This is a genomic window from Sphingobium sp. B8D3A (genome assembly GCF_025961995.1).
Lineage (GTDB): Bacteria > Pseudomonadota > Alphaproteobacteria > Sphingomonadales > Sphingomonadaceae > Sphingobium.
On the sequence record NZ_JAOQOS010000001.1, the window covers coordinates 1,303,600 to 1,328,149 of the forward strand.

A 24,550-nucleotide genomic window follows, 5' to 3' on the forward strand; every position below is an offset into this window, starting at 1 on the left:
CACGTGCATTCGATCCCGCACAGCGTCCGCGAACTGCCAGGGCGCCCCAATCAGCTAGCCTGCGCCGCACGGCAAAAGTCGGCGATCTTGGCCACATCCTTGACGCCGGGCGCGCTCTCGATGCCGGAAGAGACATCCACCAGCGGCGCGCCAGTCAGGCGAATGGCATCGGCGACATTCTCCGCATCCAGCCCGCCCGAGAGGCCCCAGGGCAGGGGCGGGCGATGGCCGGCGAGCAGGCCCCAGTCAAAGCGCAGGCCCATGCCGCCGGGCAGCACCGCGCCGTCGGGCGTCTTGGCATCGTAAAGCAGGAAGTCAGCCGCGCCGGCGTAAGCCGCACCGGTCGCCAGATCGGCGGCGGTTTTCACGGAGATGACTTTCCAGACCTCCAGCCCGGTGCGCTGGCGGATGGCCGCAGCGCGCTCTGGCGTCTCGCGGCCGTGCAACTGGGCTATCTCCATGCCGCCCGCTGCGACGAGCGTGTCGATCAGGTCATCGCTCGGATCGACAAGAACACCCACCCGCTTCACATGGGCCGGCACACGCGCCGCGATGAGGCTGACGCGATCAGGCGCGAGATAGCGCGGACTGGGCGGGAAATAATTGAGGCCGACATGGCTCGCGCCGCCACGCACGGCCGCATCGATCGCCTCGGCGGTCTTGACCCCACAAATCTTGATGGCGGCTCTGGGCATGAAGAATGGCATCCGGTTACGCCGGCGCCTCGCCGCCGGTCCGCGCGCTAGTTAGGGGAGGATTGCCGTCCGCGCAACGCGCGCGGCACAGTCGCTCAGGCGATCAGTGCGCCGCCGAGCAGCGTGAGCAACTTCACGTCCACCGCATAGCCTTCTGTGCGGCGGGCGGCGATCCACTCGGCGAAGCTGGCGAGCGGGACGCGGTGAACGCGGATGTCCTCGCCGGGAACGCCGCCGCCATCGCCCACTTTCTCAAGGTCGAAGGCGCGGAACAGGGTGAAACTTTCGGAGACCATGCCGGGCGAGCTCCAATATTCGCCCAGATCCTCCATGCGGCCTGCGCGATAGCCGGTTTCTTCCTCCAGCTCGCGCGCGGCAGCGAGGCCGGGCTCTTCGCCAGCCGATTCGTCGCCCACCAGTCCGGCGGGCAGTTCGATGCAGCGCCGCCCGAGGGGGACGCGAAACTGGTCGACCAGCAGAATATGGCGTCCGTCCGCGCCTTCATCGATGGCAATGATGACGGCGGCCCGGATGCCGCGTGCGCGCGACACATATTCCCAGCGACCACGCCGCTTGGCGGTGATGAACCGGCCTTCCCACATGGTTTCCTCGGGGAAGCGGAACTCGTCTTCAGGGGTAGTGTCGCTCACAGTTCGATCAGCCGATCCGGCAACTCATTGGGATTGTCAGCGCTTTTGGGGCAGTGCTCGGCAAGGATCAGGCCGGCCTTCTCGATGGCGAGCGCCATGCCTTGCGCGATGCGTCCGGCGCGCACTTCGTCGATCATCGCAGCCATTGCTTCGCCCCAGACTTCCGGCGACACGCGCGAGGCGATGGCTTCGTCGGCGACGATTTCCGCGCGATGCTCATCGAGCGAGAGGTAGAGCAACATGCCGGTGAGGCGGCGGGTCCGCGCCTCGGCCGAGGTGCGGAACAGCAGCAAAGCGCGCCGCCGCACCCGCCGCGATTTGGTCGCGCCCGGCGTCACCAGCATCCGCAGCGACGGGATCGCCAGCAGATAGCGCATGATGAGGAAATGCAGGCACATCTGCCCGAACATCAGCAGGTAGAGCAGGTGTCGCGGCAACTCATGATGCCAGCCGCCGGTCAGGCCAATCAAGGCATGCTCATAGGCTGCGGGGAAGGCGGCAGCGACCAGCGGCACCAGCAGCATGAACAGCAAGGACCAGTGCAGCCCGACATCATGATAAGCATCCGATCGCCGCGCGACGATGGTCACGATTTCCGCGTCGGTCTTCAGTTCGGCCTTCGCCACGGCATCGGTGACGATGCGATGATCGGCCTCGCTCATGGAAATTCGCCTGCCCATCACCAGCCTCCGCTCGCGCCGCCGCCGCCGAAGCTGCCACCACCACCGGAAAATCCGCCACCGCCGCCCCAGCCACCGCCGCCGCCCCAGCCGCCGCCATCATTGTCGCGACTGTTGAGCGCGCTGCGAATGGCCGCTTCTGCTCCCCAGATGATGATGGGGTGGATGCCGCCGCGATAGCGCCGGCCGCCGCTCAACCGCCCGAAAATGGGCAGCACGACGAAGAAGAGAATGAAGATCGCGAGGAAGATCGCCGGCCCGAAGCCCTTGCCCGCCTGGCGCTTGTCCTGCTCGGCCGCGGCCGAGGCGAGCTTGCGCTGTTCTTCAGGCGGCAGTTCGAGAATGCGCACGATCTCGGCGACGCCCGCGCTGATGCCGCCCGGAAAATCCCCATCGCGGAAGCGGGGCGTGATGACATCGCGGATGATGCGGCCAGACAGTGCGTCCGTCAGGATCGGCTCCAGACCATAGCCGACCTGAATGGTCAGCCGGCGCTCGTTCGGCGCGACCAGCAGCAGTACCCCGCTGTTGGTGTCCTTCTCGCCGATGCCCCACGCGCGGCCAAGCCGATAGCCGTAATCGCTGATCTCATATCCATTGAGGTCAGGCACGGTCGCCACGACCAACTGGCGGCCGGTGGTCTTTTCCAGCGTTTCGGATTGCTGGGTAAGTGCTGCCTCTGTGGCGGGGTCGAGAATGTCGGCGCCGTCCACCACTCGCCCGGTCAGCGCGGGAAAGCTCTGGGCAAGCGCCGCATCCGGCCGCAGCATGAGCAGCGCGACCAGAAGCAGCATAAAGCGCATCAGCGCCGGCACGATGGCCGGCGCGACAGGGCGGTGGGAACGGGTCAATTGCCGTTGAACATCGCGCCGACATCCGGCGTGGTGTCAGCACCGGCCTTGGCCTCGAAGGGCGTCAGCGGCTTAGCGCCATGGATCAGCTTGGCGCCGATCATCTCCGGGAAGGTGCGGATGCGCGTGTTATAGTCCTGCACCGCGAGATTATAGTCGCGGATCGAGATGTTGATGCGGTTTTCCGTGCCCTCAAGCTGGGTCATCAGGTCCGCGAAGCGCTCCTGGCTCTTGAGGTCGGGATAGCGCTCGACGGTGACGAGCAGGCGGGAGAGGGCGCCGCTCACATTGTTCTGCGCGGCCTGAAACGCCTGAACCTTGGCCGGGTCGCTCAGTTGATCCGCAGTGACCTGCACCTGCGTCGCGGAGGCGCGGGCACTGATCACGCCTTCCAGCGTCTCCCGCTCGATCTGCGCGGAATTGCGCGCGACGGCGACGAGATTGGGAATAAGATCGGCCCGGCGCTGATAGGCGGCCTGCACGTCAGCCCATTTGGCCTTGGCATTCTCCTCGGCGGTGGGCACCGAATTGATGCCGCAGGCCGCCAGCGCCAGCGGCAAGGCAAGCAGCAGAAACATGCGCAGTGCTTTGAATGGCGATGAAAGCGTGGCCATGGCGGTCTGTCCCCTCATAAGGCGGTGTATCGCTTGAGTGATACGCTAAATAGGGTGTTGATTGCCCGCCCGCAACGGGCTTAGCTGCCCCGCATCATCCAAATCCATCATCAGCAGCCCGCAGACGGCAGGGGAGAAACACGATGCTGACCGAATTCAAAGCCTTCATCGCACGGGGCAATGTCCTCGATCTCGCGGTGGGCGTCATCATCGGCGCGGCCTTTGGCGCTATCGTCAGTTCGGTGACGGACGATCTCATCATGCCGGTCATCGGCGCGCTGCTCGGCGGCCTGGATTTCTCCAACTACTTCGTTCCGCTGGCCGCCGTCCCCGCCGGGACGGAGCCCACCCTGGAGGCCATGAAGGCTGCGGCGGTGCCGGTGTTCGCTTATGGCTCGTTCATCACGGCGGTGATCAAGTTCTTCATCCTCGCGTTTGTCATTTTCCTGATCGTGCGGCAGGCCAACCGCTTCTTCGTTAAGAAAAAAGCAGAGGAGGTTGCAGCGCCCGCTGGCCCCTCCGAGGTCGATCTTCTCAAGGAAATCCGCGACGTTCTGAAGGCGAAGCCCTGATCGGTCCGTCGCATCGCGGTGAACGAAAGGTTGCCGAGCCGGGAACCTTTGTCGCTGCGGGGGTTTTGTTTGCAGTCTCGTGACAGATGGCGGGACCTAACAGGAGACAGACGCGTGAAACCCATGATGATCCTTGCCGCTGCAGGCGTAGCCCTGACGCTGGCCGCATGCGATTCCAAGGAAGCGCAGAACGTCGAAGATGCCTATGACAACCGGGCGGACGCGATTGACAATCAGGCTGACCAGCTTGAGCAGGCGAGCGACCACATGAACGGCGCTGCTGAAGACCGCGCGGAAAACGCCGTGGATCGTCTTGAAAATCGTGCGGATGCCGTGCGGAACATGGGCGACGAGAAGGCTGACGCGATCGACGCGGCCAAGTGAATTACCAATTGATCTAAACGCTCGCTGAGCGTTTGGTTCGACCGGCCCGGCATAGTCCACAGGGATTATGCCGGGCTGTTTGCGTCTGCGGGCTTCTCAACCGCGAATTGATCCCTATATGAGGATCTGCCGGCTTGTCCGGCTATGGCGATAAACTGCGGCGTGTAATAGGCGCAGCGGACCCGGGGGCGGTACCCGGCGGCTCCACCAGAAGTGGCTCTTCCTTTCAGGAAGAACTGTTCCTGACGGGGCCGAACTAGGATCGACGTGTGTTGAAAAACGCTGTTTTTGCCCGGGCTGAGTAACCCGTTCAAGGCTCAAAACCCATAAGTGCCAACGATAACGAAGCACTTGCTCTTGCAGCGTAATTGAGGGCCTCACGGCCTGACATTACCCTAACAGAACGCGGTTGGACCGAACCGGGCAACAGAATCGGATTCCAGCGGCACGGGGAGCGCCGGGCAACAGAAGCTCCCCACCTCATGCCTTTCTCGCACAGCTTTTGAAGACCCGACTTCTGTGGGGCGCTGCTTCGCGGCTCTGGCGTTTCGCGCCCTGAACGTTGCTGCGAAGCGCAGAATCATGAATATTACAGAATTATGACAAAATGCTCCTCTCGTACGTACACACGAAAAATCATGACTATCCTTATGATTTTATGAATTTAAAAATTTTTGTTCGAATATTGATAGCGAGTCATAAAACTGAAATACTCTCGGTCAGATTTCAAAAGATACGAGAGGAATTGTCATGAATTTCAAGATTTTGATTGCAGGAGGCGCCGCGCTCGCGGCACTGGGCTGCACAGGCGCGATCGCCCAGACCGGCGGTGCCACGGGCAGCTATGCCGCCACCGCCATTTCTGACGGAAAACTGGATGAAGCCGAGCGCCTGTTGCAGCCGGCCAGCATGACCGATGCTGCCGATCCCGCGCGGCTCATCAACATCGCGACGGTCTATGCGCGCACGCAGCGCAAGGCCGAGGCGCGCGAGGCGCTTATGCGCGTTCAGTCGCTGCCCGCCGAGCAGCTCGATCTGGCCGATGGCGCCAGCTATTCGAGCCACGCCGTCGCCCGCACCCTGCTGGCGCGCCTCGATCAGCACTGAGGCCGGTCCGGCTTCCGGCCGGACATCATCGCGAGAAGGTGCGCGGACGCAGGTCTTGCGCACCTTTTTCTATTGAGGGGTACGGCGAGCCCGCCACCGGCAGCTCCAATGCCGTACATCCTCCCGCTTCCGAAAGCTGGGCGGATGTTCGCGGCCTCGTCCATGTGGTCGGCCGCTGCCCCAAGCCCCTGCAATAAAACTGACATGAATCCGTCACGCGGATGACGCGGGGATTGCATCCCGCTGTCACACTCATCGCCTAGCTGCCGCGCCGAGGGCGCAAGGGGGACTTCACAGAGTCGCTACTCCCGTTGGCCGTCCTGCAATCGAAATCCGGAACATCCGGCAGCGGAGACGACGATGAAACTGATCAATCGGACTATCAACTTCATGCTGGCAGGCGTGGCCCTGCCGCTGCTCGCCGGTTGCGGTGCGCAGGATATCGCGTCACCGGGCACGGGCGGCAATGTCATCGTCAACCCGACACCCACCCCGTCGCCGACGCCCACACCCACGCCGACAACGAGCGTGACGCCAGCTGCCGGGTGCCCCACGATTGCGGACCCGCAGGGACTGACCGACGCAGGCACGATCACGGGCTCCACGGGCACCTGGCGCGTCTGCAGCCTTCCGGCACAAATTCGTGCGAACGTGACTTTGCCCAAGGTCGCCGGCCTGCTGTATCAGCTTCCCGGGCGAGTCGATGTCGGTTGCGATCGCGGTCCTTCGGATGCGCTGGTCCCCTCCGGCTGCACGATCCCCGCTGTTACGCTGACGATCGAGCCCGGCGTGATCGTCTATGGCGGCACCGGTGTGTCCTGGCTGGCGGTCAATCGCGGCAACAAGATCAACGCTGTCGGCACCGTCGCAAAGCCGATCATTTTCACGAGCCGCGACAATGTGCTTGGTCTGAATGACGACTCCAAGTCGGGTCAGTGGGGCGGCGTTGTCCTGCTCGGCCGTGCGCCGACCACGGATTGCGCCATCGGCGGCGCGACCCCGGGCTCCAATGATTGCTATCGTCAGACCGAGGGCGCGGCGGACCCGGCCTATTTCGGCGGTCAGATCGTGGCGGATAACAGCGGTACGATGCGTTACGTCCAGATCCGCTACTCTGGTTATGTGCTGGGCGCGAACTCGGAGCTCCAGTCGCTCACGCTGGGCGGCGTCGGCTCGGCCACGACCCTCGATCACATCCAGAGCCACAACAGCTCGGACGATGCGGTCGAAGCTTTCGGTGGCGTGGTGAACATGAAGCACTTCGTGTCGACGGGCGCTGAGGACGACATCCTCGACACCGACACGGGCGTGAAGGCGAACATCCAATTCGTGCTCGGCATCCACCGTGCGGGCGGCGGCGCCGGCGACTCGTTCATCGAGGCGGACAGCGACAATGCCTTCACCACCAACACGCCGCGCCAGAACACCAAGGTGTCCAACGCCACGTTCATCGGTCGTTCGACGGCCAACAGCAACGGCGCGCTGGTCTACATCCGTGGTGCGGCCGACTACACGCTGGTCAACAGCATCGTCATCAGCCCGAACTTCCCCTGCCTTGGTATCAGCCAGGCGGCGACGGCTTCTGCCACGGTCGATGCCGCAACCGACGAAGCGGGCGCGCCCGTTTTCCGCTCGGTGCAGATGCAGTGCCCGTCCAGCGGTGCCTTCTTCGGGAAGAACAGCGTGACGGCGGCTGACGTGCAGGCCATCTTCCAGGCCGGCACGAACAATAGCGCGGCCTATACCCCGTCGCTAGTGAGCGTGTTCGTCAACGGCACCACCGAGAATGGCGTCAGCGCCTTCGACGCGACGACCCTCGGCTCCTTCTTCACGGCGGTGAACTACATCGGCGCGGTGAAGGACGCCAATGACAGCTGGTACCAGGGTTGGACCTGCAATTCCGGCACGGCGACCTTCGACAATGGCTCGGACACCACCCGCGCCTGCACGTCGCTGCCGACCGCCTGACACAATAGATGACAATGGAGGCGGGTGGATGCGCAGCGCACCCGCCCGCCTCTCTCCACAGTGATTTAAGGGGACTATCGATGGTGACGCCGCTCCGTTTCGCGGGTCTGCTGCTCGTGACAACCGCATTGACCGCATCCGCCGCCTGGGCTCAGGACATGGATGCCGCGCAGACCGCCGACGGCGCGAGCGAAGCGGCGGCTGGACCCGCCGATGCTGCCGAGGTTTCCATTCCCGGCGGCGGCGACATCATCGTCACCGGACGTCGTGGCGCGAACATCGAGCGTGCGGCGCCTGCCGTCGTCTCCCTGCTCTCGGCCGAAGCGATTGCCCGCACCGGCGAGGGCGACATTGCCGGCGCTCTCGGGCGCGTGACCGGCCTCAGCGTGGTCGGCAACGGCTATGTCTATGTGCGCGGTCTGGGCGATCGCTACTCGCTGGCGCTGCTCAACGGCTCGCCACTGCCGAGCCCCGAGCCGCTCAAGCGTGTCGTCCCGCTCGATCTCTTCCCGACCAGCCTCGTCGCCTCGTCGCTGGTGCAGAAGAGCTATTCGGCCAATTTCCCCGGCGAGTTCGGTGGCGGCGTGATCAACCTCACGACCCGCGCGATCCCGGATGACTCCTTCCTCAGCATCTCGGGCGGGCTCAGCTTCAACAGCGAGACCACGGGTCGCCTGGGCTATACCTATTATGGCTCGCGCACCGACTGGTCGGGCTTTGACAATGGCGCGCGCGATACGCCGCCGGCGCTGGCCCAGTTCTTCGCCAGCGGCGCGAAGATCAGCGACGTGGGCGTCGATCAAGCGGCCATCATCGGCCAGATCGCAAATGGCCGGAACGCCATCGTCCAGCGCAACTTCAACATGCCGCCGAGCGGCAGCGTGGCGTTGAGCGCCGGCACCAGCCTGGATCTTGGCGGGTCGACGCTCGGCGTCATTGCCAGCGCCGGCTGGAGCAGCAAGTGGCGCACGCGCGACATTCTCCAGCAGTCAGCCGCCAGCCTGGACCTGTCGCAGCTCGGAAGCGATTTCCACACGGTCGCGACCGACAACCGCGTGGTCGTCAACGGCCTGCTCGGCTTTGGCCTGGAATTTGGCGAGCAGAAGCTGCGCTGGACCAACCTCTACATTCGCGACACGATCAAGCAGGCGCGGCTCTCCAACGGCCAGATCGCGGCGTCCGCCGGGTTCGATTTCCTCAATCAGGATACCGCCTGGTATGAGCGCCAGCTCATCAACACCCAGTTGGTTGGCGAGCTGCGCTTTGGCGAGCTGAAGGTCGATCTGCGCGGCAGCTATGCCAATTCGCAGCGCGAGGCGCCCTATGAGCTGGGCTTTACCTATGTCCGCACCAACGCGCCGACCAGCATCGATCCGTTCGGCGATCAGTACATCAACCGCCTGAGCGGGCAGGTGGGTACGGCCAATTTCTCCTTTTCGGACTTGAACGAGAACCTGCTCTCGGGCGGGATCGACCTGTCCTACCCGCTGCTGCCGACTGTGCGGGCGACTGTGGGCTATGCCTATATGAAGACGATCCGCACCTCCGAGCGGCGCGACTTCCGCATCCAGGCGCCGGGCAGCTTCCCGGCTGGCGTTGGTGCGCTCCGCCCCGATCTGCTGCTGGACGGCGATCTCGCAAAATATTTCGGCTACCAGCTCTTCGAGACGACCGAGACCGATCCGGCCTTCCGCGCCCGCATGAAAGTGCATGGCGCCTATGGCCAGATCCAGGCGACGCTCATGGACGGCCTCGATCTTAACGCCGGCGTTCGCTACGAGCGTGGTTTTGAGGCGGTACGGCCGATCCAGGTGTTCAGCGTTCCGAGCAGTTCCAACGCGTCGACGGGTCTCAAGAAGGATTATTGGCTCCCGACCGCCACGCTCACTTACGCGTTCGGCGACATGCAAGTCCGCGCCAATGCCTCCAAGACCATCGCCCGCCCGCAGTTCCGCGAGTTGATCTTCCAATCCTATTACGATCCGGAGACCAACACGTCCTTCCAGGGCAATCCGCTGCTGGTCGATAGCGAATTGTTCAACGCCGAGTTGCGCTACGAATGGTATTTCGCGCGGGATCAGCGCATCTCGCTGGCGGGCTTCTACAAGAAGATCGACCGCCCGATCGAGACCTATATCTCGCCCGTCGGCGACAACAGCTTCACCACCAGCTTTGCCAACGCGCCCAAGGCCAATCTCTACGGCGTCGAGTTCGAGACGCAGAAATACTGGTCGCTGGGGGACATGGCGCCGGACCGGCGCGTGGTGACGATCCTCAACTACACTTATTCGCGCTCCAAGCTGAAGGTGAAGGCGGACGATCAGGTGTTGATCTACGGCGTGCCACCGCAGGTCGCGACCAACGTGTTCCGCGATGGCGCGTCGCTGACCGGCCAGTCCGATCACCTGCTCAACATGCAGATCGGGCTCGAGGACACGTCGCGCCTTTCGCAGCAGACCTTCCTCATCAACTATGCCAGCCAGCGCGTGACGCGGCGCGGCTTCTCCGGCCAGCCGGACATTGTCGAGCAGCCGGGCTTCACGGTCGATTTCGTGGCGCGGCAGGGCATCCAGCTCGGCCGGGTTGAAAGCGAGCTGAAGCTGGAGGTGCGCAACATCACAGGCACCAAGTACAAGGAATTTCAGGATAACGGCGTGAACCGGGTCTACTACAATCTCTACAAGCCCGGCACGAGCTTCGAGGCATCGTTCAGCGTCAATTTCTGATCCGATTGACGCACCCATAGCGTGAACGAAGGAGGGCGGCCCCATGGTCGCCCTTTTTCGCGCGCGGGCTTGATCGGGATGGGGACCGCGCCGGGCTTACCCCGCCCAGATGCGCTCGCGATACCATTTCGTGATGATGTACTTCACGCCCGAGCGCACCTTCATGCCGTGATGGATGGTGGCCGGGTTCATTGTCCCGTCCGGCAGGCGATTGTTCCAGGCGACCAGCTTGCCGGTTTCCGGCTGGATCATCTTGTCGACCTGGGTGAAGCGCGTGGCGCCGCCGGCGGCGGGCTGGTTGAGATAGACCATCAACGTCCAGGTGCGGTTGCCCGAGCGACCGCAATAGCGCTCAAAATCCATGCCGCCCGGCTCGAAATAATCGGTGTGCGCCTTGAACTCCTGACCCACCGCGTAGCGCTGCCCCTGCAACTGTTCGCCCTGCGCGGGATCGATGCCGCTATAGGCCGCGAGCTTGGCGTTGATCGCGGCGACGAACGGGTCGCTATCCTCCAGATCGCAGGTCTCGCTGGTGCGGAAGGCTTCATAGCCGAGATCATCGGCGATGGTGGAAGGCCGGCGGTTGGCTTCGATGCGATCGATCAGCCCTGCGCATTCGTCCGAATCGAGAAAACCCTTCTTCACGAACAGCGTGAGGTCGCGCCGAGGGAGGCGCTGAATGCCCGGCTGACCGGCAAGAAGAGGTGCGTCGAGCATCGACATGGCTTAGCGGTGCGTCTAGCAACGGGAGCGGAGCCGGATCAACCGCTCCACGGCGATTATTTTTGTGGGGTAGACGGCGTCCGACCGGCCATTCGGCGCATCTCAGCGCCGGTTGTCATTTTTTGGTAACCATGGTGAAACGGATCAGTCATACACCGCGCATAGGCAGCGCTTGCTTTGCTGGAGGGCATCAAATCTAGGATGCGGTGGACCGATCTCATTCGGCGCGCGCGACAGGGCCGGCCCGCCGGTTCTTCCAGCCTCGGTCAATGGATCGAGGCGGTGCTGCTCGTCGTCCTCATCATTCAGATCGCCCGGCTGCTCTGGGCGCTCGGCACGCCGGTTGGCCTGTTCGGCGACTGGCGCGCGCGCGAGCCGGTGCTCGTCTCCGCGGATGCGCGGAGCGCCCTGTTCGCCGGCTTCGATCCGTTCTTCCGCAACGGCGCGAGCGCGGGCGGTGGCGTGCAGCAAGTCACGTCCCTGCCGTTCCGTCTGTTCGGCATCCGTCTCAACGAGGCGTCGGGCCAGGGCTCGGCGATTATCGCAAATGAGGCGGGTGAGCAGGCCAGCTATGCCGTGGGCGATCAGATCGCCCCGGGCATCATCCTCAAGGCCGTGCAGTTCGATCATGTCGTCATCGAGCGCGGCGGTGTCGGCGAGACGCTTTACATCGATCAGTCCGGTGGCGACGCGCCCGTGGTGCCCGCGCCGCCGGCCGAGGGCGGCCCTGCCATGCCGCCGGAGATGATGACCGGCGCCGGCCCGCAGGCGCCTGCCGCGGCGCTGACGCCCGATTCGGTGATGAAGGCGGTCAACATGGCGCCGCGCAATCAGGACGGGAAAGTCACCGGCATCGTCCTCAACGCCGGCAGCGACAGCGGCGCACTGTCGCAGGTCGGCTTCCGGCCCGGCGATATCATCGTGCAGATCAACGGGCGGCCGGTCACGTCCATGGGCGACATCGCCCAGTTGCAGGCGGCGCTCCGGCCCGGTGCGCGCCTGTCCCTCATGGTCGAGCGCGGTGCCTCCACCGTGCCCATCTCACTCAATCTCCCGGAACGCCAATGACCCTGCTTCCCAAATTCCGCCGTTTCGCCGGTAGCGCCATGATCGCGCTGCTGCTCGCCGTGCCGGCGGTCGGCCAGTTGACGCTGAATGTGCGGGATGCCGATGTGCGCGCTTTCATTCAGGATGCGGCGCGGGTGACCGGTCGCACGTTCATCATCGACAATCGGGTGCAGGGCAAAGTGTCGGTGGTGACGGATCGGCCGCTGTCACGCTCGGAATATTTCGAGATCTTCCTCTCGACGCTCCGCGCCAACGGGCTGGTCGCCGTGCCTGCCGCGGGCGGTGCGTTCCGCATCCAGCCGGTCGAGGGCGCCGCTGGCCAGCCGGGGCAGGTGGGCCGGGCGGCCAACAGCAACCAGTTCGTGACGGAAGTCATCCGCCTGCGCTCCATCGACGCGCAATCGGCGCTGGAAACGCTCCGCCCGCTGGTCAGCCGCGATGGCTCGATCACCGCCAACCGCTCCGGCCGCTCCATCGTGGTGGCGGATTATGCCGACAATATCCGGCGCATCCGGCAGGTGCTCGCGCAGGTGGATACGGACGGATCGACCACGCAGCTCATCACGCTGAAAAATGCCGGCGCGCGCGAGATCGCGACGTCGCTGCAAGGGCTGCTTGCGGGCGAGGAGGGCGCGCCGTCCCGCGCGACCATCGTCGCGATCGACAGTTCCAACAGCATCGCCCTGCGCGGCGACGCGACGACCGTGCAGCGCCTCGCCGCGATGGTGCGGGATATCGACGGGCGTGCGGCTTCCGGCACGGAAATTCGCGTCTACTGGCTGCAACATGCCGATGCCGACAAGATGTTGCCGGTGCTGCAGCAGTTGCTGGGTCAGGCCGGGGTGGTGTCGGAGACGCCGGCCGCTTCGAATGCGCCCAGCGCGCCCGCCGGGGCAGGCAGCGCACCCGCAGCCCCCGCCGCCACACCGGCGAGCAGTTCGAGCGGGGGCGGCATCGGGCGCGGCCCCGCGGTCGTGACGCGCTATGAGGGCGCCAATGCGGTGATCGTCGCGGCCAATGGCGATACGCAGCGGATGCTTGGCGAAGTGATCCGCCAGCTCGATACCCGTCGCGATCAGGTGCTGGTCGAGGCGATCATCGTCGAAATCGGCGACAATGCCGCGCGGCAGCTCGGGGTGCAGTTCCTTGTCGGCAGCACGTCGACCGGCTTTGCGGCAACCAACTATTCCAATGCCAGCCCGAACATCCTGACGCTGGCCGGCGCGCTTGCCGCCCGAAATCTGAGCCAGACGGAAACGGTGGTGGTGGCGCCGGACGGCACGCGCACCACGACCACGACGACCGAGAATAGCGGCCTTGCCAATCAGCTGCAGAGCGCGGCCGTCGATTCGCTGGCAGCGGCGCGCGGCGGCTTTGGCGGCATCGCGACGGAACTGGGCAGCAACGGCGTGTTCGGCGCGATCATCAACGCCGTCCAGTCGGATACCGAGAGCAACATCCTCTCGACGCCGCACATCACCACGCTCGATAACCAGCAGGCCAAGATGCTCGTCGGGCAGGAAGTGCCGGTTGCGACGGGCGAGGCGCTCAGCCCCAATTTCGATAACAAGTTCCGCACCGTGCAGCGGCAGAATGTCGGCATCATGCTCGACGTGACGCCGCAGATCAGCTCGGAAGGGACGATCAAGCTGTTCATCAAGCAGGAGGTCAGCAGCGTCGCCGGGCCGGTCTCCAACAACAGCAGCGATCTCATCATCAACAAGCGCGAGTTCGAGACGACGGTGCTGGTCGATAATGGCGATATCCTCGCCATTGGCGGCCTGCTCGACGAGAATGAGCGCCGGACGATCGAGAAGATCCCGCTGCTGGGGGATATTCCGCTGATCGGTGAGCTGTTCAAATCGCGCAGCCGGGCGAAGGCCAAGACCAACCTGATGGTCTTCATCCGCCCGACGATTCTCGGCAGCCGCGCCGATGCGCGCAAGATGACCGCCCAGCGCTATGGCTATATTCGCGGCCAGCAGATGCTCGCCAACCCGGATGTCGAGCCGTCCATCGATCAGCTCGTGCGCGAATATCTGGGCACGACGCCGCCGGTCGCCGAGCCCAAGCCCGGCGATCAGGTGGTCGACGGGCGGATCGCGACCGGGCAGGAGGTGCGCTCCCAGCAGGTCGTGCGGCCGGGCGCGGTCAAGACGACGGACGTGCCATGAGCGAGCCCGAGCGCCCCGCTCAGGCCGAAGGCGCGCCCCTGCCGGTGCCCGCGTCGGCTGAACTGATGCCGCCGGTGCAGGCATCTGACGAACCGGCGCCGCTGGTTCATGAGACCTTGCCGGTCGATATTCCCTATGCCTTCGCCCGCAAGCATGGCGTGGTGCTGGTGGCGGACAAGGCCGATGCGGATGCGGCGCAGCCCCGCCTTGCCGTCGCGATGCGGGAGGGCGCCGATCCGCGCGTGTTGGTCGAGGTGCGCCGGCATCTTGCCCGCAGCTTCGATGTCTCGATCGTCAGCCAGCAGGATTTCGACAAGCATCTCTCCAACCATTACGCCATGGAAGGCTCGGCAGCGGCGATGGCCGGCTCGCTTGCCATGGGCGGGGACGATCTCGATTTCATCGCCGGCGACCTGCCGACCGCCGAGGATCTGCTCGACAGCGGCGACGATGCCCCGGCGATCCGCCTCATCAACGGCATTCTTGCCGAAGCGGCCCGGCAGGGCGTCAGCGATATCCATATCGAGCCTTATGAGACAGGCCTCGTCGTGCGGATGCGCATGGATGGCGTGCTGACCGAGACGCTGCGGATGCCGCCGCATGTCGCGCCGGTCGTCGTCAGCCGCATCAAGGTGATGGCGCGGCTGGACATTGCCGAGCGCCGAGTGCCGCAAGATGGCCGCATCGGCCTCACGCTGGGCGGCAAGCTGCTGGACGTGCGCGTCTCGACCTTGCCCAGCCGGGCGGGCGAGCGGGTCGTCATGCGTATTCTCGACAAGGAGAATGCCGGCATTTCGCTCGATGTGCTCGGGCTGACCGGCGCCGCTGATGGCGTCTTCCGTCGCGCGCTGGAGGAGCCGAACGGCATCATCCTCGTCACCGGCCCGACCGGCAGCGGCAAGACGACGACGCTTTATGCCGGCCTGCGCCAGTTGAACGACGGCAGCCGCAACATCCTGACGGTGGAAGACCCGGTGGAATATGCCATCGAGGGTGTCGGCCAGACGCAGGTCAATGCCAAGGTCGGCCTGACCTTCGCCGCCGGCCTGCGCGCCATTCTGCGCCAGGACCCCGATGTGGTGATGGTCGGCGAAATTCGCGACCGGGAGACGGCGGAGATCGCGGTGCAAGCCTCGCTCACCGGTCACCTCGTGCTCTCGACCGTCCACACCAATGATGCCGTGGGCGCCATCACCCGGATGCGCGACATGAAGGTGGAGCCGTTCCTGCTCGCCTCAACGCTGCGCGCGGTCATTGCCCAGCGGCTGGTGCGGCGGCTGTGCCCGCACTGCCGCGAGCAGGCGCCGGCGGACAAGTCGGTCAGCGCGCTACTCGGCATCGATGAGGGCACGCTGATTTATCGCCCACACGGCTGCGACCAGTGCGGCAACAGCGGCTATAAGGGCCGGATCGGCGTATTCGAGGCCATTCGCGTGGACGAGACGATCCGCCGCATGATCAACGAGGGCGGCGATGAATCGCGCATCGCCCGCCACGCCTATCTCAATGCCCCCAACCTGATTTCCGCAGCGCGGGCGCTGGTGCTGAGCGGCGAGACGAGCGCGGAAGAAGCGATCCGCATCTCGCGGCACGAAGCGGTCGATGCCTGAGGTTGTGATGCCTGAGAGCGGTCATGCCTGAGTTCGACTATGTCGTCATCGATGGCGCCGGGCGCGAGAAGCGTGGGCTGATCCGCGCGGAAACCGCCACCGATGCACGCAGCGCGCTGGCGGCGAAGAAGCTGTTCGTGGTGCGCATCGGCGAGGGGCGGGGCTCCTCGGGTACCAAGGCCGAAGGCAAGGCCCGGCCGGCGCGCAGCCTGCTCAGCTTCGAGCGCAATCGGCTCTCAAACAAAGATCTCACCTTGTTCACGCGCCAGCTCTCCACGCTGGCGCAGGTCTCGCCGCTGGAAGAAGCGCTGCGTACGATCACCCGGCAGAGCGAGAAGCCGCATGTCCGCGAGATCGTCTCGCGAGTCCATCAGGGCGTGGTCGAGGGGCGCACGCTGGGAGAGGCGATGGGCATGGACCCGCGCAGCTTCCCCGGCCTCTATCGCGCGATGATCGCGGCGGGCGAGCGCTCCGGCAGCCTGCCCATGCTCACCGAGCGGCTGGCGGTGTTGCTCGAACGGCAGGCCGTCATGCGCTCCAAGCTGCTGACGGCGCTGGCCTATCCGACCGTGCTCGCGGCGTTCGCGGTGATCGTCATCATCTCGCTGATGATCTTCGTCGTCCCGCTGGTGGTCGAGCAGTTCGATACGCTCGGCCAGCAACTGCCGCTGCTCACCCGCATCGTGATGGGCATCTCCAACCTGCTGGCAAGCTGGTGGTGGGCCATCCTGATCGTGCTAGTGGCGCTTGGCCTGATCGGCTGGCGGGCGCTCAAGAATGAGGATGTGCGCCTGCGTGCCGATGCGATGCTGCTTGGCGTGCCGTTCGTCGGCCGGCTGCTGCGCGATCTGCACGCCGCGCGCATGGCCCGCACGCTGGCAACGATGGTGCAGAGCCGCCTGCCGGTGATGGAAGGCCTCTCGCTCACCGTGCCGACCATCCACAACCGCGTGTTACGGGCCGCGACGAGCGAGATCGTGGAGTCGGTGCGCGGCGGCGGCAGCCTGTCCGCTGCGATGCGCCGTGCCGATGTATTCCCACCGCTGCTCGTCTATCTCGCAGCCAGCGGCGAAAGCGCCGGCCAGCTCGACCTGATGCTGGAGCGCGCCGCCGAATATCTGGAGCGCGAGTTCGACAGCTTTACCGCTGCGGCGCTCTCCATGCTGGAGCCGCTGATCATCATCCTCATGGGTGGTATCGTGGCGATCATCATCCTCTCGATTCTGCTGCCGATCATGCAGTTGCAGAATCTCACCGGTGCCGGAGTCTGACTCATGAAGTTCGCGCGTTTTCTCGCTTCCTCCCTCCGCCGCAAGGCACGGCGGTCGCGATCCTTCGGGTCGGCCCTGCGCGGGCCGCAGCGGCCGAGCGAGCAGGGCTTCACGCTCATCGAGCTGCTGGTGGTGATCGTCATCATCGGCCTGCTCGGCACCATCGTGGCGATCAACGTGTTCGGCGCGCTCGGTACGAGCAATGTCGCCAAGGCGAAGGCCGATATCTCCGTCATCGAATCGGCGCTGGAGCAGTATCGGCTGGATAACCTGACCTATCCCAGCACCAGCGATGGCCTGAATGCGCTCACCGCGCCGCCGCCCGGCCTGGCGCAGCCGGAGCGCTATCGCGTCGGCGGGTACGTTAAGAAGCTGCCGAACGATCCCTGGGGCAAGCCCTATCAATATGCCGCCCCCGGTCGTCGCGGCGCTTTCGACGTCTATTCGCTGGGCGCCGACGGCCAGACAGGAGGCGAGGGCGAGAATGCTGACATCTATTCGAGCGACCTTTAAGGGCAGCGCACCGGCGCCGGTCCGTCAGGGAGATTGAGGCATGAGGCGGGGCACGCCCGGTTATCGGCAGGGCTTGCCCATGCCGCGCCGCGCATGCGCATCCGCAGGCTTCACCTTGCTGGAAATGCTGGTTGCCCTCGCCATCTTCAGCCTCGCTGCGCTGGCGCTGGTGCGCCTGCAGGGCGTCTCGGCGCGGACCTCGGTCGATCTCAACAGTCGCACCATGGCGCAGATCGTCGCGCGCAACCTCATGATCGAGCGAATGACCGATCCGCAGCCCCCGGCGCTGGGCGCCAGCAACGGCGTGGCCGAGAATGGCGGTCGCAAATGGCCGTGGATCCAGCGGGTCGACAAGGGGGAAGACGGGCGGCTGCTCATCGTGACGGTGCGTGTGGATGCCGGACCGGGCCAATCGCCCGCCGTGCTGACCTTCGGGCGGCCCGCGCAATGATGCGGCGGGCCCCTGCTTCGCCCGCACCGCGCGGTTCTGCCGGTTTTACGCTGGTCGAACTGATGGTCGTCATCGCGATCATCGGGCTGATCTCGGGCGCGGTTGTCCTCACCATGGCCGATCCGCGCGGGCGGGTTTCGGGCGATGTGGACCGTTTTACCGGGCGCGTGCGTGCCGCACGGGACAGTGCCATTATTGCCGGCCGCCCGGTCGCCTTGTGGGTCTCCACCACCGCTTATGGCTTCGAGCGGCGGGCGCAGGGGCAGTGGGAGCCGATCACGGAAGGGCCGCTCGCGGCGCATGACTGGTCCGGCGAGACCCGCGCCGCGCTCGGCCAGCAGACGCGCCTGCGGGTGATGTTCGACAGCGTGGGGCAAGCCGATCAGCCGCTCGATTTTGCGCTGGAGCGGGACGGGCAGAAACTGCCGGTGCGCATGACGCTGGACGGCAAGGTAACCAGCGGTGACTGACGCGCGCGCTATTGGCCATGCCCATGCGGGCGAGGAGGGCTTTACCCTCATCGAGCTGCTGGTGGCGGTGATGATCTTCGCCATGCTCGCGACGGCCGGTGTCGTGCTGCTGCGCACCAGCGTGGACGGGCAGGCGGCGATCGGCCGCAATCTCGATGCGCTGGCCGATGTGCAACGTGGCGTGTCCCTGCTCGATGCCGATCTCTCGCAGGCTGTGACGCGGATCAGCCGGACGGAGGCCGGAACGTTCGCACCGGCCTTCTTCGGCCGTGCCGCGCAGAGCGAGGAGCCGCTGATCCAGTTCGTGCGCGCGGGCTGGAGCAACCCCGCCACATTGCGCCGACCGACCTTGCAAAAGATCGAATATTGGTGGCGGGATGGGCGGCTGGAACGCATCGGCTACCCGGCGCTCGATGGCGCGCAGCCGCCGGCCCCATCCGTGCTGTTCGAGAATGTGACGACGCTCAGCCTGCGCTACCGGGCCCGCAACGGCGCCTGGCAGGACCGCTGGGCGCCCGCCCGGCCGACCGAACTGCCGACCGTCGTCGAAATCAGCGTGGAGCGCCGCGGCGCCGTGCCGGTGACGCTGCGTTTCCCGGTCGGCACGGCCATGTATCAGCCCCCGGCTGAGGGCGCGGAGGCTGCCAGTGCGCCCTGACCCCCTTCATGCCAGCGCGGCAACGCCGGCCCACGAGCGGGGCGCCGCGCTGCTCACCGTGCTGCTGCTTGTGGCCATTCTTTCGGTCGTGACGGCGGTCGCGCTGGATCGGCTGACGTTGGCGAGCCGGATGACCCGCAACATTGTCTCGGCCGATCAGGGCCGCGCCTATCTGCTCACCGGCGAGCAGATGGTGGCCAATCTGGTGAGCGACCTTGTGGCGGTGAACGCGGATCGCACCACCTTGCAGGGCGGCTGGCTGGGCCGCGACCAGACCATCTCTGTGCCCGGCGGCGCGGTGACCGTGCAGCTGGTGGATCGCGGCAATTGCTTCAATCTTAACAGTCTGGTCGTGGGGCCGGAGCCGGCGGGCGGGGTAGAGGGGGATGCGTCCACCATGCAACTCGCTGCCCGGCCGGTCGGCATCGCTCAGTTCGCGGCACTGATGCGTTTGCTCGGCGTGGATCAGAATGCCGCTACCCAGATCGCGATTTCCGCCACCGACTGGATCGACAGCGATTCAGAGCCGGGCAATGGCGGCGCGGAAGACAATTATTATGCGGGGTTCGATCCGCCCTATCGCGCGGCCAACACATTGATGGCCGATCCGAGCGAGCTGCTGATGGTCAACGCCATGACGCCGCAGGTCTATCAGCGCATCCGCCCCTGGGTCTGCGCCTTGCCGACGACGCGCCTCTCGCCGATCAACATCAATACGCTGCTGCCGGGGCAGGCCGTGCTGCTGGCCATGCTCGCGCCGGACGGTCTCGGGCTCGAACAGGCGCGGCAGGTGCTGGCGCAGCGCCCTGCGGATGGGTATGGCAGCGTGAACGCCTTCTGGTCTCTCCCGCAGCTTGTCAGGCTTGCGTTGCCTGAGGATGTGAAGAACCAGACCGTGGCCAAGACGCGCTGGTTCGAGGCGACGTTGCGGGCGGATCTCGGGGGAGACCAGGTGAGTGAGATTGTGCTGATCGATGCGGAGACGCAGCCGGCCCGGCTGATGCGCCGCCAATGGGGTGACGAGAGTTGAAGCACGATTATGTCATTGTCCTGCCGCGCGAGAGCGACACGCCCCCGGTCTGGTATCGGGTGGCGGACGAGCAGATCGTGCGGCGCGGGCGCGGCACCGAGTGGTTTCCGCCCGAGCAGGCGAACGAGGCCGAGCCCGCCGTCGGCCACGCCATGCTGGTGCTGCCGCCGCATGTGACGACGCTCCACTTCATCGCCTGCCCCGGCATGACGCCAAAGCAAGGCGCCGCCGCCGCGCGGCTGATGGCGCTGGAGGCGAGCATTGGCGATGGCGACCAGCTTCACGCTGCCGTTGCCGCCAATGACGATCCCGATGCGCCGCATGTGGTCGCCGTCACCAGCCGCAGCGCCATGACGCATTGGGTGGACTGGGCAGCAGAGCATGGCATCGCGCAGGCAAGTCTCGTCCCTTCCGCATTGCTGCTGCCGGCGCCCGAGGACGGCTTCGTCCATGCGCCCATTGGCGGCGCGGATGTGGTGCGCGGGCGTGACAGCGCGTTCGATGGCAGCGAGCCGCATGCGCCGCTCATCATCGGCGAGGCCTCGCTAACTCGTTTGCCGCCCGACAATGTCGATGAGGCGCTGCTGCTGGCGCTCGCCACGCCACCGCTCGACCTGCGGCAGGGCGCCTTCGCTCGCCGCGCGCCGGCCTTGTTCGGCAAGGATCGCTGGCGGCGCATGGCCATCATGCTCGGGCTCATTCTGCTGGCCAGCCTCATCGTCTCGCTCATCACCATCGTTCGGCTGAATGCGGAGGCCTCCCGCCTCGACGCGCAGACCGTGGCCATCGCGCAAAGTGTCGATCCTGCGGTGGCCGATGCCGCCGGTGCAGAGGCGCGCGTGACCGCCTTGCTCGGCGCGCGGGGCGGGCGCGGCGGGTTCACCGGCACGGTCGCCGGGCTGATGAGCGCCATGCAGGTCAATACCAATGTCACGCTCACCAGCATCAATCAGGGCAGCGATGGCGCGCTGCGGGTGCAACTGTCCGCCAATCAGGCCGAGGAGATCAATGAGGTGCTGATCGCCATTCAGGAGGCCGGCTGGCGGATCAGCGCCAACGCCGTGCAGCAGCGCGGCGCGCGGATCGTCGCCGATATCACGGTGGTGCGCTGATGCAGGGGCTGCGGACCTGGTGGGCCAATCACAGCCTGGCCGAGCGTCGCTTCATGGCGGGGCTGGGCATCGTGGCGTTGCTGATCTTTCTGTGGCTGGGCGTCTGGCGTCCGGTCAATGATGGCCTGGCAGCCGGCTGGGAGCGACAAGGCGCCGCGCTGGATCGCTATGCGTCGGTGCGGGCCATGGTCGCGGAATTGCGCCAGAAGCCGCCAAAGCGTGCCCAGGGCGAGCGCCTCGCGGTCGATCAACGCATCGGCCAGACAGCAGCGGAAGCAGGCTTCACGCTCGATCGCGCCGACCAGCAGGGGCAAGGCCGCATGTCCGTGAACATCGCCTCGGCTCGCGTCGGGCCGTTGTTGCAATGGATCGCGCGGCTGGAGGCAGACGGGGTTGCGGTCCAGACGATCAGCATCGTCCCCGGCGCGGCAGAAGGCACCGTCTCCGTACAGGCCGTGTTTCAGGAGACACAGCCATGATGGCGATGGTCCAGACGACGCGGGCGCGCATCATGCTCGGCGTGATCTTCCTGATCGCGCTGCTGGTCACATGGCCGCTTTATGCCGCCTTCGCGCTGTTCGGCCTCAAGGATATGGGCGTCGCCGCCCGATCCCTGCGCGGGCCCATCTGGTGGGGAGGCGCCGAGGAGTTGCAGATCCGCGGTGTTCAGCTGGGCACGGTGGATGTGTTCCTCAGTCCCATCCAGTTGTTCGTGGGCCGCGTGCGCATCGACATCGTGCGGCGGCTGGGTGACCGCGATGATATCAGCGGGGCCTTCACGCTGGGGCTCAACCGGCGCGGTGTTGACGATGTGACCGGATCGGTCGCGCTCGGCGCACCGCTGGCGCCGCTGCCGGTGAGCCGGGTCGAGTTCGAGGATATGACCGTCCACTTCTCCGGCGGCATGTGCACCAAGGCGGAAGGGCGCGTGCGCGCGCGCGTGCCAGCGATCATGAGCGGGCTGGGCCTCGCCAATGGTCTTGCCGGCGCGGTGCGCTGCGCAGGCGATGCGGTGGAACTGCCGCTGGTCAGCCAGTCCGGTCAGGAGCAACTGTTCGTGCGGATCAAGCAGGACGGCAGCTATGAGGCGACGATGCGCATGCGCACAACCGATCCGCTGATCGGCGCGGCGCTGGGCGCCAACGGCTTTCAGGCGGTCAATGGCGAGCAGGTGCTGCGGACCGTCGGCCGGTTCTGATCGCGTGATGCTGGGGGCCGATCTGTTGCGCGTGGCGCTGGGCTGCGGCCTTGGCCTCATCGCCGGCAGTTTTCTCGGCGCCATCGTCACCCGCTGGCCGCGTAGCGAATCGGTGATGCGCGGGCGCTCTGCCTGCGATGCCTGCGGGCGGACATTGGGCGCGATCGACCTCATTCCACTGCTCAGCGCCTTGCGGACGCGCGGGCGGTGCCGGACCTGTGGGGCACGGATCGATCCGGCGCATATGATCATGGAACTGGGTGCAGCCCTCATCGGTGGCTTCAGCGCTTGGGCTTTGCCGCTGCCTGCTGCCGCCCTGGTCGCGGTGGCGTTGTGGATCTTGCTGGCGCTGGCGGTGCTGGATGTGCGCCATTTCTGGTTGCCGGATGCCTTGACCTTACCGCTCGCGATCCTCGGTCTCACCCTGGGCGACTGGCTGGTGCCCGCGCCTTTTGCGGACCGAATGATCGGCGCCGCCATCGGCTATATAGGCCTGTTCCTGCTGGCCATGAGCTACCGGCGCCTGCGCGGACGCGATGGGCTGGGCTTGGGGGATGCCAAGCTGCTCGGCGCCATCGGGGCGTGGCTCGGCTGGCAGCTGCTGCCGGTCGTGCTGTTGCTGGCCAGCGTGGGAGGGCTGATCTGGGCTGTCATCCTGCGTCTAAAGGGGCACGCGCTCTCCGGGAACATGCGCTTGCCGTTTGGCACTTTCCTCTGCCTCGCCGCACCGCTAGCGGCTCGACTTGCGTGGACCATCGCCCCGTGACGGTGATGCGTTAGGGTCAACCTTCACCGTTCATGCTGAGTAGGGTCTGAGGTGCGCCGCAGGCGCGTATCGAAGAGCCGTATCGAAGCATCGCAGCGCACGGGCTTGTCCTTCGATACGCCGCTTCGACAGGCTCAGCAGCTACTCAGGACGAACGGAGGGGAGGTCCGCAATGGCGTCGTGTCCGGAAAGGCAGCTTTTGAAAAATAGAGCGCAACATCCGCCTTCCGCCGAATCCCGGAATTTGTCCAAGCCTCTTGAGACCCGCAGGGAACCAACCACCGCGCCGCGGGGTTCATTCCCGGAGGTATCTCATGGCAGCGCGTGCATATTGGCGTGGGCAGATCAAGCTGGCGCTCGTTTCGATCCCCGTGGAGGTCTTTTCCGCCACGCGCTCTGGCGCCAAGATCGCCTTTCATCAGGTCCATGAACCGAGCGGAAAGCGCATCCGCTATGAGAAGGTCGCGCCCGGCGTTGGGCCGGTGGATCGCGACGAGATCATGAAGGGCTTCGAGGTTTCCAAGGGGCAGTATGTGCTGCTCGATGATGAGGAAATCGAGGCCGTGAAGATCGAGAGCCGCAAGACGCTGGACCTCGTCCAGTTCGTCGACGCGAGCGAGATTGACGTGCTCTATTATGACAAGCCTTATTATGTCGTGCCTGCGGACGATCTCGCGGAGGAAGCCTATGTCGTCCTGCGCGACGCCTTGCGGCAGGCGAAGAAGGTCGGCCTGGGCCAGCTTTCCGTGCGCGGGCGCGAGCAGCTGGTTTCCATCAAGCCGTGCGGGCGCGGGCTGGTGATGGAAGTGTTGCGCTACGCCGACGAGGTGGTGAAGGCACAGGGCTTTTTCCGCGATATCGGCGACACCAAGCCGGAGGCCGATCTGCTCGATCTCGCCACCGCGCTGATCGACAAGAAAAGCGCGCCGTTCCACCCGGCCGAATTTCAGGATCGCTACATCCAGGCGCTCGAGGGGTTGATCGAGAAAAAGCGCAAGGCGAAGGGCGGCAAGCGCATTCTCGAGGATGCCGAGGATGCCGAGGAGGCGAGCCGGCCCGGCGGCAGCAATGTCATCGATCTGATGGCTGCGCTCAAGAAGTCGGTTGGCGATGGCGGGGCTGCCAAGAAGGGCGGCACAACCAAGAGCGCGCCAGCCAAGAGCCGGGCAACCGCCAGCAAGAGCGCCAAGGCTCCGGCCTCGAAGGCGGCGGGAAGCCGGGCAACCGCATCACGGTCGAGTCGCCGCAAGAGCGCCTGA

25 protein-coding genes and 1 other RNA gene are annotated in these 24,550 nt (G+C 65.6%); 20 read left to right on the forward strand and 6 right to left on the reverse strand.

The window, feature by feature from the left end; genetic code table 11:
• Nucleotides 1-50 precede the first annotated feature (50 nt).
• The 5 genes from M2342_RS06005 to M2342_RS06025 form a co-directional block, all read right to left on the reverse strand.
• Nucleotides 51-695, reverse strand: a complete 645-nt coding sequence (locus tag M2342_RS06005; protein ID WP_264578423.1) for a phosphoribosylanthranilate isomerase — start codon at nucleotides 693-695, stop codon at nucleotides 51-53.
• A gap of 95 nt (nucleotides 696-790) precedes the next feature.
• Nucleotides 791-1,297 (reverse strand): NUDIX hydrolase, encoded by a 507-nt coding sequence (locus M2342_RS06010; RefSeq protein WP_264579999.1) that lies wholly within the window; start codon nucleotides 1,295-1,297, stop codon nucleotides 791-793.
• A 44-nt stretch (nucleotides 1,298-1,341) separates the two neighbouring features.
• The gene (locus M2342_RS06015; RefSeq protein WP_264578424.1) at nucleotides 1,342-2,007 is read right to left on the reverse strand and encodes a TPM domain-containing protein; all 666 of its coding nucleotides are present in this window, start codon (nucleotides 2,005-2,007) and stop codon (nucleotides 1,342-1,344) included.
• 17 nt (nucleotides 2,008-2,024) lie between these two features.
• The gene (locus M2342_RS06020; protein ID WP_264572284.1) at nucleotides 2,025-2,831 is read right to left on the reverse strand and encodes a TPM domain-containing protein; all 807 of its coding nucleotides are present in this window, start codon (nucleotides 2,829-2,831) and stop codon (nucleotides 2,025-2,027) included.
• 41 nt (nucleotides 2,832-2,872) lie between these two features.
• Nucleotides 2,873-3,490, reverse strand: a complete 618-nt coding sequence (locus tag M2342_RS06025; protein ID WP_181560247.1) for a LemA family protein — start codon at nucleotides 3,488-3,490, stop codon at nucleotides 2,873-2,875.
• A gap of 143 nt (nucleotides 3,491-3,633) precedes the next feature.
• On the opposite strand from M2342_RS06025, the gene mscL reads away from it, so the two are divergent.
• The 6 genes from mscL (at nucleotide 3,634) to M2342_RS06055 (ending at nucleotide 10,247) form a co-directional block, all read left to right on the forward strand.
• On the forward strand, nucleotides 3,634-4,062 hold the full coding sequence (gene mscL / locus M2342_RS06030) for a large conductance mechanosensitive channel protein MscL (RefSeq protein WP_181560246.1): 429 nt from the start codon (nucleotides 3,634-3,636) through the stop codon (nucleotides 4,060-4,062).
• Nucleotides 4,063-4,185: 123 nt separating this feature from the next.
• Nucleotides 4,186-4,446: a hypothetical protein gene (locus tag M2342_RS06035; RefSeq protein WP_264572283.1), complete on the forward strand. Its 261-nt coding sequence runs from the start codon at nucleotides 4,186-4,188 to the stop codon at nucleotides 4,444-4,446.
• Nucleotides 4,447-4,535: 89 nt separating this feature from the next.
• Nucleotides 4,536-4,926: a transfer-messenger RNA gene (gene ssrA / locus M2342_RS06040) on the forward strand.
• Between the two features lie 270 nt (nucleotides 4,927-5,196).
• Nucleotides 5,197-5,553 (forward strand): tetratricopeptide repeat protein, encoded by a 357-nt coding sequence (locus M2342_RS06045; protein ID WP_264578425.1) that lies wholly within the window; start codon nucleotides 5,197-5,199, stop codon nucleotides 5,551-5,553.
• Nucleotides 5,554-5,913: 360 nt separating this feature from the next.
• Complete coding sequence (locus M2342_RS06050) at nucleotides 5,914-7,521, forward strand: hypothetical protein (protein WP_264578426.1); 1,608 nt, start codon at nucleotides 5,914-5,916, stop codon at nucleotides 7,519-7,521.
• Between the two features lie 80 nt (nucleotides 7,522-7,601).
• Nucleotides 7,602-10,247: a TonB-dependent receptor domain-containing protein gene (locus M2342_RS06055; protein ID WP_264578427.1), complete on the forward strand. Its 2,646-nt coding sequence runs from the start codon at nucleotides 7,602-7,604 to the stop codon at nucleotides 10,245-10,247.
• Between the two features lie 96 nt (nucleotides 10,248-10,343).
• On the opposite strand, the gene M2342_RS06060 is transcribed toward M2342_RS06055, so the two are convergent.
• Complete coding sequence (locus M2342_RS06060) at nucleotides 10,344-10,970, reverse strand: prolyl hydroxylase family protein (protein WP_181560242.1); 627 nt, start codon at nucleotides 10,968-10,970, stop codon at nucleotides 10,344-10,346.
• Nucleotides 10,971-11,171: 201 nt separating this feature from the next.
• Here M2342_RS06060 and M2342_RS06065 point away from each other — a divergent pair, with 201 nt between their 5' ends.
• The 14 genes from M2342_RS06065 to M2342_RS06130 all read left to right on the forward strand — a co-directional run bounded on the left by M2342_RS06065 (nucleotide 11,172) and on the right by M2342_RS06130 (nucleotide 24,550).
• On the forward strand, nucleotides 11,172-12,038 hold the full coding sequence (locus M2342_RS06065; RefSeq protein WP_264578428.1) for a type II secretion system protein N: 867 nt from the start codon (nucleotides 11,172-11,174) through the stop codon (nucleotides 12,036-12,038).
• On the forward strand, nucleotides 12,035-14,212 hold the full coding sequence (gspD, locus tag M2342_RS06070) for a type II secretion system secretin GspD (RefSeq protein WP_264578429.1): 2,178 nt from the start codon (nucleotides 12,035-12,037) through the stop codon (nucleotides 14,210-14,212). The genes M2342_RS06065 and gspD overlap by 4 nt, the downstream gene beginning before the upstream one ends.
• 65 nt (nucleotides 14,213-14,277) lie before the next feature.
• Nucleotides 14,278-15,822 (forward strand): type II secretion system ATPase GspE, encoded by a 1,545-nt coding sequence (gspE, locus tag M2342_RS06075; protein ID WP_264580000.1) that lies wholly within the window; start codon nucleotides 14,278-14,280, stop codon nucleotides 15,820-15,822.
• Between the two features lie 23 nt (nucleotides 15,823-15,845).
• A complete protein-coding gene (gene gspF / locus M2342_RS06080) occupies nucleotides 15,846-17,093 on the forward strand; it encodes a type II secretion system inner membrane protein GspF (RefSeq protein ID WP_264578430.1) in 1,248 nt (415 codons plus the stop codon).
• Nucleotides 17,094-17,096: 3 nt separating this feature from the next.
• Nucleotides 17,097-17,606: a type II secretion system major pseudopilin GspG gene (gspG, locus tag M2342_RS06085; protein ID WP_264578431.1), complete on the forward strand. Its 510-nt coding sequence runs from the start codon at nucleotides 17,097-17,099 to the stop codon at nucleotides 17,604-17,606.
• 40 nt (nucleotides 17,607-17,646) lie between these two features.
• Nucleotides 17,647-18,057 carry a type II secretion system minor pseudopilin GspI gene (gene gspI / locus M2342_RS06090; protein ID WP_413715124.1) on the forward strand — a complete coding sequence of 137 codons (411 nt, stop codon included), beginning with the start codon at nucleotides 17,647-17,649 and terminating at the stop codon, nucleotides 18,055-18,057.
• Complete coding sequence (locus M2342_RS06095; RefSeq protein WP_264578432.1) at nucleotides 18,054-18,527, forward strand: GspH/FimT family pseudopilin; 474 nt, start codon at nucleotides 18,054-18,056, stop codon at nucleotides 18,525-18,527. The genes gspI and M2342_RS06095 overlap by 4 nt, the downstream gene beginning before the upstream one ends.
• The gene (gene gspJ, locus M2342_RS06100; protein ID WP_264578433.1) at nucleotides 18,520-19,185 is read left to right on the forward strand and encodes a type II secretion system minor pseudopilin GspJ; all 666 of its coding nucleotides are present in this window, start codon (nucleotides 18,520-18,522) and stop codon (nucleotides 19,183-19,185) included. Before M2342_RS06095 ends, gspJ begins: the two co-directional genes overlap by 8 nt.
• Nucleotides 19,175-20,215 (forward strand): type II secretion system minor pseudopilin GspK, encoded by a 1,041-nt coding sequence (gspK, locus tag M2342_RS06105; RefSeq protein WP_264578434.1) that lies wholly within the window; start codon nucleotides 19,175-19,177, stop codon nucleotides 20,213-20,215. The genes gspJ and gspK overlap by 11 nt, the downstream gene beginning before the upstream one ends.
• Entirely contained in the window at nucleotides 20,212-21,327 is a 1,116-nt protein-coding gene (gspL, locus tag M2342_RS06110) for a type II secretion system protein GspL (RefSeq protein WP_264578435.1), read from the forward strand. Before gspK ends, gspL begins: the two co-directional genes overlap by 4 nt.
• Nucleotides 21,327-21,806 (forward strand): type II secretion system protein M, encoded by a 480-nt coding sequence (locus M2342_RS06115; RefSeq protein WP_264578436.1) that lies wholly within the window; start codon nucleotides 21,327-21,329, stop codon nucleotides 21,804-21,806. The genes gspL and M2342_RS06115 overlap by 1 nt, the downstream gene beginning before the upstream one ends.
• Nucleotides 21,803-22,525 carry a type II secretion system protein N gene (gspN, locus tag M2342_RS06120; protein ID WP_181560233.1) on the forward strand — a complete coding sequence of 241 codons (723 nt, stop codon included), beginning with the start codon at nucleotides 21,803-21,805 and terminating at the stop codon, nucleotides 22,523-22,525. Before M2342_RS06115 ends, gspN begins: the two co-directional genes overlap by 4 nt.
• A gap of 7 nt (nucleotides 22,526-22,532) precedes the next feature.
• Complete coding sequence (locus M2342_RS06125) at nucleotides 22,533-23,291, forward strand: prepilin peptidase (RefSeq protein ID WP_264578437.1); 759 nt, start codon at nucleotides 22,533-22,535, stop codon at nucleotides 23,289-23,291.
• A gap of 314 nt (nucleotides 23,292-23,605) precedes the next feature.
• Complete coding sequence (locus tag M2342_RS06130) at nucleotides 23,606-24,550, forward strand: Ku protein (RefSeq protein ID WP_264578438.1); 945 nt, start codon at nucleotides 23,606-23,608, stop codon at nucleotides 24,548-24,550.